General features: G+C 44.9%; 10 protein-coding genes. 6 read left to right on the top strand and 4 right to left on the bottom strand.

Going from position 1 to position 6,463, the window contains the following annotated elements; genetic code table 11:
• The first annotated feature begins 127 nt into the window (after positions 1 to 127).
• From HP459_RS20380 to HP459_RS20355, 6 genes are all read left to right on the top strand, one after another.
• The gene (locus HP459_RS20380) at positions 128 to 580 is read left to right on the top strand and encodes a hypothetical protein (protein WP_171936735.1); all 453 of its coding nucleotides are present in this window, start codon (positions 128 to 130) and stop codon (positions 578 to 580) included.
• A 167-nt stretch (positions 581 to 747) separates the two neighbouring features.
• A complete protein-coding gene (locus HP459_RS20375) occupies positions 748 to 1,401 on the top strand; it encodes a ParA family protein (RefSeq protein WP_171936734.1) in 654 nt (217 codons plus the stop codon).
• Positions 1,402 to 1,481: 80 nt separating this feature from the next.
• Positions 1,482 to 1,748, top strand: coding sequence for a chaperonin (locus HP459_RS20370; RefSeq protein ID WP_171936733.1), 267 nt, complete (start codon positions 1,482 to 1,484; stop codon positions 1,746 to 1,748).
• 80 nt (positions 1,749 to 1,828) lie between these two features.
• Complete coding sequence (locus HP459_RS20365) at positions 1,829 to 2,110, top strand: hypothetical protein (protein WP_253939662.1); 282 nt, start codon at positions 1,829 to 1,831, stop codon at positions 2,108 to 2,110.
• 161 nt (positions 2,111 to 2,271) lie between these two features.
• On the top strand, positions 2,272 to 2,559 hold the full coding sequence (locus HP459_RS20360) for a hypothetical protein (protein ID WP_171936732.1): 288 nt from the start codon (positions 2,272 to 2,274) through the stop codon (positions 2,557 to 2,559).
• Between the two features lie 78 nt (positions 2,560 to 2,637).
• On the top strand, positions 2,638 to 3,072 hold the full coding sequence (locus HP459_RS20355) for a hypothetical protein (protein ID WP_171936731.1): 435 nt from the start codon (positions 2,638 to 2,640) through the stop codon (positions 3,070 to 3,072).
• A gap of 826 nt (positions 3,073 to 3,898) precedes the next feature.
• On the opposite strand, the gene repA is transcribed toward HP459_RS20355, so the two are convergent.
• The 4 genes from repA to HP459_RS20335 form a co-directional block, all read right to left on the bottom strand.
• Positions 3,899 to 4,759, bottom strand: a complete 861-nt coding sequence (repA, locus tag HP459_RS20350) for a plasmid replication initiator RepA (RefSeq protein ID WP_171936730.1) — start codon at positions 4,757 to 4,759, stop codon at positions 3,899 to 3,901.
• A 396-nt stretch (positions 4,760 to 5,155) separates the two neighbouring features.
• On the bottom strand, positions 5,156 to 5,410 hold the full coding sequence (locus HP459_RS20345; protein ID WP_171936729.1) for a hypothetical protein: 255 nt from the start codon (positions 5,408 to 5,410) through the stop codon (positions 5,156 to 5,158).
• 383 nt (positions 5,411 to 5,793) lie between these two features.
• A complete protein-coding gene (locus HP459_RS20340; RefSeq protein ID WP_171936728.1) occupies positions 5,794 to 6,057 on the bottom strand; it encodes a hypothetical protein in 264 nt (87 codons plus the stop codon).
• A gap of 11 nt (positions 6,058 to 6,068) precedes the next feature.
• A complete protein-coding gene (locus HP459_RS20335; RefSeq protein ID WP_171936727.1) occupies positions 6,069 to 6,374 on the bottom strand; it encodes a hypothetical protein in 306 nt (101 codons plus the stop codon).
• Positions 6,375 to 6,463 lie beyond the last annotated feature (89 nt).

Raw genomic sequence — 6,463 nt, 5'->3', positions numbered from 1 at the left:
AAAACATAGTGATACCATTGCCTTACCGGTAAACGTGCCTTAAAGCCGGTTGAAACGCACTTTCTAATCCCTACCCGTCACGGTGAATCAAATCGCCGATGGCGATTTGGTTCCCTTAGGAGCCAGCATGACAAACTCTACACCTGTAATCACTGCCACCCATCACACCGACTCTCGTTATGACTATGACCTTGAGGCTTATCTCAAGAAGAGCATTAACGGTAAGGCGGCCATGTTGGAAATGCTGATACATAACTTGTTCGACAAGTACGTGATCAACCTGCCAGCGGAACATCGCCAGGGTTGGGGCATGATGGAACTCAGCAATGGTAGTTTTTATTTGTTCCCTTTCGGCAATCAGGTATTCACTGTGAAAATTGGTAATTTTTCAATCACAATGGATAGTCATCAGTTGGGTATGTCATTGACGTTCACGATTATCGAAGCCTTAGCAGAGAAAACCCGGGATCATCAATTCGTCCAATTAATGCACAATCTGGAACTGTTTATAGTGAACGAAGACAGGCATGATCGAGCTGACGGTATCAAGACTTATCTTAAGCTGTTACGCCAGGTCTAACACAGGCATAGCCTGATAGAACCGGACAATTTTTTGTCCGGTTTTTTTTTGTTTAGACTCCGTAAAAGAACCCTTAGGGATTCCCTAGGGATTTCCCTTAGAAATCTCTTGTAAATCCAAAAGAGCTATGTAATATTTCCCGTATCGAAAAAATGGGAGATAGAAATATGCCAGTAATTACAGTTGCACATCACAAAGGCGGCTCAGGTAAAACGACTCAATCAATGCACATTGCTGGCGATTTAGCACCCGATGAAATCATCGATTTAGACGTACATGAGGGAATAAGCGTTCTGAACCGGTTACGTCCTAATGATCGTAAATTACCGGTATCAGTATTCACTGACACCAATTCATTCATTGCACATATCCGTACAATGGATGAAGCAGGAAAGACGGTATTAGTTGACTGTGGAGGTTTTGACTCAGACCTGACTCGCGCAGCAATTGCGGTAGCCGATCTGTTAATCGTGCCGGTCAATGACAGCCCAACAGAACTGATTGGCCTCGCTAAATTTGACCAGGCATTAAAGGTAATCAGCCAGAAGTTAGGATTCGATGTTGAAGCTCATGTGCTCCTTTGCAAAACGCCGCCTAACAAAAAGCATTTCCCTAAGATGGAAATGCAAATCAGTCAAAGTAAGCACATGACGCTTCTAAAGAGCGTTATCCCTTACAGAACGGGACGATATGGGTTTCAGGACTGCTTGAATGACGGTATGGGAATCACTGAAATTAAGCATGGTAGATCTTCAAGTGCAGGTAAGGAATTAAGAGCCTTAACCGCTGAGATTAAAACCTTGCTTAGTGAGCAAGATTAAATAGAATGGAGTTACATAGGAAATCCCAAAGAAACCCTTTGGGAACCTTTAAAACATCCATAAGAGATACGAGGGATTTCATGGCTAGGAATAAACAGAATATCTATGACGTCGCTACTACCGATTTAGGTAGTGATGCAAAACTTAAGTCAAATGTTCAATCAGAAACCAACAATGTGCCTACACAGCAGAAAAGAGGTACGCGCACAAAGACTTTAAAAGCCATACCAGAATTCTATTTCGATGCTCATGAGAATCTACGAACAACGAACAAAACTAACCTGCCTTTTTCCAATTACATCATGGAAGCGATCAGAGAAAAGTTAGAACGAGACGGCGCACTATAAACTCACAAAACACCCATTGGATTCCTTAGGGGTTTCCTAAAGAAACCCTTTAGAGTCCTTTAGAATAACTAAGGATTTACATGAGTAATTACACGCTCAAGGGCGAAACAAGTAACGGTGTTGTAGAGGTAATAATGGGATGGGATGAACCGATGAAATGGTTTTTCATGGTGATAGAAGGGGATCAGGATGAACCACTTTATAGCAACCTTTATGAGTCATCGCCGGAAACGCTTACGCTTAAACATTTCCAGACGGTTCTTGAGCGGTTCTCAATTCGAAACATATCGCTTGAGCCTGGGCATAATAGCGGTTTGTATGAAAAACTGATGAAAGATAAAACCCAAAAAAATATGTCATGAGAACTCCTTAGGGGTTTCATGGGAAATCCTTAGGATTCCTTATGAAATCCCTAAAGAGTTCTTATAGAGACCTTAGGGGATCTTATCAAGCTCGCCTGATATAGTTACCGCCGAACAATAGAAAGCCGCCTGCACTGGATGGCTAGTTCGTTGAGGTAACGATGAGACTGCAAGATGTAGCCAAAGTCTCTACCAACTTTCCAGATGCTGATTTCTGGATTGTTCGCAGAGGCACCGAAAAAGCTGTTGGTGAACCAACCTATATATTCAACCCTGAGCATATAGGAGTGAAGGTAATCAGAACGGATATATTGCTGCCTGAATATCTTTACTACTGCATGATGCACCTACATTCATCACGCAGATGGGAAAGCCTAGCTACAGGTACGTTGTCACTGGTTAACATTCGCGTTTCTGATATTAAGCATATCGGACTTGTTCCACGCTAAAACCTATCGCGTCTATACGCTATCAACCGAGGACAGTTCTTACTGTCCTCATTTTCACAAACCACTGTAGAGGCGCGTATGCAGCATTCTATCGACTTACCGAACTTAGCCCAGCAACGCATGATTGTACTTACTACAGAAGCTGAGAAGGGCTGTCAGACGCTTAAAAACAACCTCACAGCGCCCACTTTTGGAAGTGTCGAAAATCTGGATCTTACTGAATTTAGCAGAAAGCATTTGATGCGTGAAAATGAGGGATGGGAACCACCGGCAGCGGCGCTTGTAGTCGCTTGGTTCGAACAGTTTCAACAAACCTTTAGCGAGTATGCCACCGAGGATAAACTAGCTGCACAGCTAGGTTTACGTGGCAAGAATGCAGGTCGCCGTATACGAGACTTCAAAACCGGATCAACGCCTGTTCCCTATGGCGTCTGGAGGCGTTTTCTGGTGATGACGGGTAGGGCAAGTCAAGAAATCATACCGGTACTGGGTATTTTCGATATGCCCGACTGACGAGACGCAGAGAATACCGCCGCAGGGCGGTTTTTTTTTGCATCGAGCGTAAGTGCTACATGAAATTTTTGGTGAAATTACGCTTCCTCGCTCACGTCCGGTAAAACTGGCCGTGAGTCTGTGGCGAGCGTTGTCTAATCTGTCAAAGAGAACCAACCAAACTCTATAAATTTAGATTGAGCTGACAGGGCTACTTTTAAAGCGCACAGGAAAAACCCTCCTCCGTTTTATTTCATTTTTTGACCCTTTGCATGGCCTCCCTAAAAAATGGCTTAGAATCGCTGTGAGCACGAATATGAACCTGTTCCTGTCAAAGCTGGTTTTGCGCAGCCTCGATCTGGTCGCGGTGAAGAAGGTTAATGGTCGGAGACGAAAGGAATGTTCAGCAATCCTCTGTGCTGATTAGTTACAACGATCACTGATGATTGGCACTTCTGCCCATCGTTTACGATGGGAGCTACCTCTAAATCCTGAGCGGCTTGGCCTAAGGCCAATGCAAGCGAAGTCATTAATCTGACTGTCCACAGGGCAGGCAGCGAATAGGTTTTATTTTTAATAGATATTAAAAACCAGTAGTTCTAAAGACTTCACGCCCTTTGAAACCACAACGGATAGAACCCAACAAAGCTAGTCCCACGCACTTTACTGTACATAACTAATTTGCTCGTAAAAAATGGGGGCGAAAGTGATGATCGATGGTACAAATTAGCCAGATATCCGCTTTAACATGAGACGCTCGCAAGGCATATCGTATGGAATTTAAGCAGCGGTATATTGCAGACATGCAAAATCCTCCGGCGTTAGCCGGAAGATAATAGAGAAGGGATTAGGCTGCTAATCGGGTGTAGTTGCCCCGCGACTGGATCATACGCTGCTTAACTCTCCGCTCGATCTCAGCATCTGCTGCCATTCGGTCAATAGGGAACGTGCCAGCGGCTATTTCTTTCGTTAGTTCCCGTCTCACCAGGTTCTGAATCTCTGAGCGGGTGCGTTCAGCATCGCGCAAGGCTTTTGCACGGCGTTCGCCTTGCTTCTTACGTTTGAGACGATAGTCATAAAACCGGCTTCGCATAGCTCCCCATGCTGCCGCTATATGCTCGTCAAGGCTCAATTCTGGTAAGCCTTGCTCTTTACGCTTCATGTTCTTGTACGCGTGACGCGAGCGGCAAGCGCCTTCTACGGCGCGTTCTGAAATGTCCAGTGCACGGAAAAAATCAGGAAGAAATGAAATGTCAGTAGGGAAGTTACAGCCCAGCGTTGCGCAAAATTCTGTCTTGTAAGTGATCAGCCCCATGTCACGCAGAGCTTCAAGCGCACGAGTAGCGCGGGAAATGCTCACATTCGTATGCGTGTCATGAATTGTTTCCGTAGCAAGGCCACATTCAATAGCAAGGTTCGTCATGGTGACGTTAACCCTGTTAGCAAGCGGATCGTAGTGGAAACAAATACCCTGTAGTAACGCTTCTAACGCCTGCAATCGCGCCGGTGGTGGCATACGCTTACGCAGCCCTTGCTGTCGGGCAAACGCAACATGAATGGCAAAGGCAAAGGTAGTGGTAAACCCTTTCGCTGCATCCATCAGCTTTTGATTGAATGAAAGCGTTTCTTTGCCCTTCGGTGGCACGAATTCAGGGTTAGGATTTTTTGGGCGGCCAGGCCGCAGCGGTAATGAAATATTCTCAGACACGCCCGCCAGCACTTATGGCGGGCAGGGGTTGATTTAGGATGACCATGCGTTATAATCCTTCACAGGTTTCTGACCTAGCCCCGTAATCATGCCATCCGCCAAGATTGAACATGATTTCGGGGCTTTGTTTTTTGGGCTTTTCAACCCTTCCTTTGTCACCTTTCGGCGTGACCTACCTCAAAAATTCTTTTCGCAATGCTGACTTAGGCAGAGAATCTAACACCGTGCCTTAAGTTAAACAAGCTCGATTCTGATCGCTGCGAAGACAGTTAATCATAACTAACTAATTTACATAAAGCTACCCATAGAAATCGCCAGGGATTGCAGTTTCAGGGAATCCGGCGAGGTTTCACAGGTTTCCTGTGAGGCATCGACGGATTGAACAACCGTAGGGCGTTAGTCACTCAGATCGCACTCTGCTAATGCTGTGTGCGCAGCCTGAAAGTTAGAAATGACTCGCTTTAGCGCGTTCCGCTGTTGCTGAGTCTGGCGTAATTCACTTTCAAGCTCTCTGATGCGTTTCTGTGCTTCTTCCAGCGATAACAATGAACTCAAAAGCGTTTGTGACGCTGTTTTGATACCCAGCGATTCACTCATACGTGCTAACGCTGCATCATGTTCTGGCTGTGTACGGATTGTGAGAGTGGTCAACTTAACGTCCTCTGATAGCAAATTTACGCTGCCGGCGCCGTGATCAATGCTTCATTTGATAGCATTCAGGCTTTCTGTAGCGACCGGCATTACGAAAAAATGATAGCAATATCTGTTCTGGGTCGCTAGGTTCACTAACCAAATTTGATAGCAAAAAAATTCTGGCCAAGGCATCCGGGCAAATGCTTTTGCTAGCATTTTGGAATTGGCCATCGAGCAGCTGCGGCTCAGTTTGATAGCAAACACCTTGGGTAATCCTTCACATCGCTTCCGGTAACATAAACGCGACCGGTACAGGCTTCTCCGTATACGGTTTTCCAGCTTCATAACTCAGGGATAGGATCGCCGCTAAGAACGCTTTCAAGCCTTTGATATTTTCTCCTTCATTCTTTCGCCTCGCTAACGAAAAATATAGGTGATTTCATAATGCCAATAAAGAATAGCTGTTGTCCTTCTGTTATCTGCTGAAAAGTCTGAGAGTATTCCTCTGCCAGATTTAGCAGGTCATCCGTATTTGCACGAAACTTTGTTGCGTATGGCCTTATATCATTCAGCAATGACTTCATAATACCCATAGCAAAATCGGTTAATTGATCCTCTTCGAGCATTTCCTCATACTCATCAACACTGATTTCCTGAGATAACATTTTATTTCCTTCTAAATCTGTTCTTTAATTAATCCGCTCATTAAACCGTGATATGCAATATCACTCTCTTTAAGTGAAATTTCGTCGATGTGATGCCCTCGGTAGCTGGCCTCAATTAATAGTAAATTTCGGTCTTCATCATTCAGTCGGGTGATAACCTCAAGTAAGGCTTCATTGCATCTTTTTTGGTAGATCTCGTAATGCATTCCGCACCCTCGATGCGCTTCTATCTCGATTTTTTGAATCACCGTGGATACGTGCATTCCATCATGTTCTTTTGACCACGGATTACGGATATAACCTTTTCTTACCTGCATCAGAACCCCCTCATACGTCCGAACTTGCCTAAGATACCGGATACGTTTGCCGGGTCTGCTCCCGGACACTCATTTAGCTTATCTCTACG

Source organism: Enterobacter sp. CM29, assembly GCF_013179605.1.
GTDB classification, from domain to species: domain Bacteria; phylum Pseudomonadota; class Gammaproteobacteria; order Enterobacterales; family Enterobacteriaceae; genus Enterobacter; species Enterobacter intestinihominis.
This window is presented reverse-complemented; position numbering and strand designations above follow the sequence as displayed.